Origin of the sequence: Clostridium sp. SHJSY1 (genome assembly GCF_031626875.1) — a bacterium.
GTDB lineage: Bacteria > Bacillota > Clostridia > Clostridiales > Clostridiaceae > Clostridium.
In genome coordinates this window covers 1-1881 of sequence record NZ_JANDMF010000107.1, presented here as the reverse complement: position 1 = coordinate 1881, position 1881 = coordinate 1, and the positions used below count along the sequence as shown (strand labels likewise).

Genomic DNA, 1881 nt, shown 5'->3' with positions numbered 1-1881 from the left:
GGAGCTGTCGCATTAGCGGATGAATATCCGTTAGCGATAGCTCCCTTTTTGAACTAAATATCATTTTCTTATATGCAATAGCTCTTTAATTTTAAAATTTCAAAAAATAGGCGCACTTTAATAAGCCTATTTAAAAGACTTTTTTAAAATTAAATTTATGAAGTTTTCTGTAGATTGAATAAATGCTTACCAGTTCGGCCAGCTTGTATTTTGTTATGTAATTTATTTATATTATGAGCTAAAGCAAGAAGTACGCTTTCTGCTAATACATTCTGCTGTCCACGAGACATATATCTTCTAAAATTCATATCTTGCTTTATTTGAGCAAAAGAACCTTCAGCTTGTATGCTTCTATTTACTCTAAGAATACAACCTTCATCAGTTAAAATTCTTTCTAAATCATTTTTTCTTTGGAGACTGAACTTTTTTGATGTCTCTAGTTTTTTAGTTCTCTGTTCTAGAGAAATTTTAGAATTATTCCCTTTTATACAGCTACTTTTATAGATACAGTTACTACAATCCTCACAAGTATAAACTGTTTTTTCACTTGTATATCCTGTTTTAGATTTTCTAAATTTTATTGTATCTACTTTTAACTTTTTGTTATTTTTACATATATAAAAATCACCTTGTTCATCATAAAGCATGTTTTCTATCTTACCAATGTCATTTTTATATTTTCGTTTTTTTGAAATTTCATAATTAGAAGGTTTGATAAAAGATATTTGATTATTTTCTTCTATAAATGAGTAGTTTTCTTCACTTTCATATCCAGCATCTGCAACTATTTTTGAATACTTAAAATTTAAGTTTTTTTCCATACTTTCAAGAAATGGAATAAGTGTTGTTGTATCTGTTGGCTGTGGTCCAATAGAGAGCCATGTAATATATTCTGAATCTACACCATGCTGCAAATTATAAGCCGGTTTAAGTTGTCCGTTTTTCATTGCATCTTCTTTCATTCTCATAAATGTGGCATCAATATCAGTTTTTGAATAACTGTTCCTACTACCGCAAGTGTATACTTTTTTAGTGTATTCTTTAAATTTTGAAAGATACTCTTCAAGATTTTCAATCGAACGTTGTAATGGAGATTTTCTTTTCCCACATCCGTGTACGAATTCTATTCCTTCAGATTTTTTAAGTAAATAAAGCTTTTTTCTAAGCTTCTTCACATGCTTTATTTGTACAGTATTTCTATAAGCAACTTTAATATCATAGAGATCCTCACACTCTTTTACAAGGTCAGCTATCTTAATTAGCAGTTTCCCCATATTTTTTGTAACAGCTTTTTTCCAGACAAAAGTATATTTATTTGCACATGCTTCGATTTTGGTTCCATCAATAAATATAGACTCTCCAGAAATTTCACCTATGTCATAAAGAAAATTACTAATCTCAGCAAGAATTCTTTCTGAACAAGGAGCAAAATGCATACTTCTAAATCGTGCAAAGGTAGCATGATCTGGAACATTTGAACCTTCAAGTAAGAACATAAAATTAATATCTCTACGGCATGCATTTTCAACTTTTCGTGATGAATAAAGGTTATTCATGTACGAATAGATCATAATTTTCAGCATTTTTCTTGGCGATACTTGATTTTCCTTAATCTTGGAATAAGTCAAATATAAATCTGTTAAATCCATCTCCTCTACAAACTGACTTAGTAATCGCACTGAATCATTAGCTGGTATCATATAATCAATATTTAATGGAAGCTTCAATTGATAAAATTTCTGATTAATTGTATAATCTTTTTGTAAAATGTTTTTAGTTCGCATGAAAAATATTTTATCATAAATCTCAGATTTGTAGAATCTGGGGTTTATTTTTTTCACAAAAATGAGCTGTGCACTAATTATTTAGTGCGACAGCCCC

At 29.3% G+C, this 1881-nt stretch carries 1 protein-coding gene; it reads right to left on the bottom strand.

What is annotated here, in order from left to right; genetic code table 11:
* Positions 1–155 precede the first annotated feature (155 nt).
* A complete protein-coding gene (locus NNC19_RS23320; RefSeq protein WP_310941084.1) occupies positions 156–1784 on the bottom strand; it encodes an IS1182 family transposase in 1629 nt (542 codons plus the stop codon).
* Between the last annotated feature and the right edge of the window lie 97 nt (positions 1785–1881).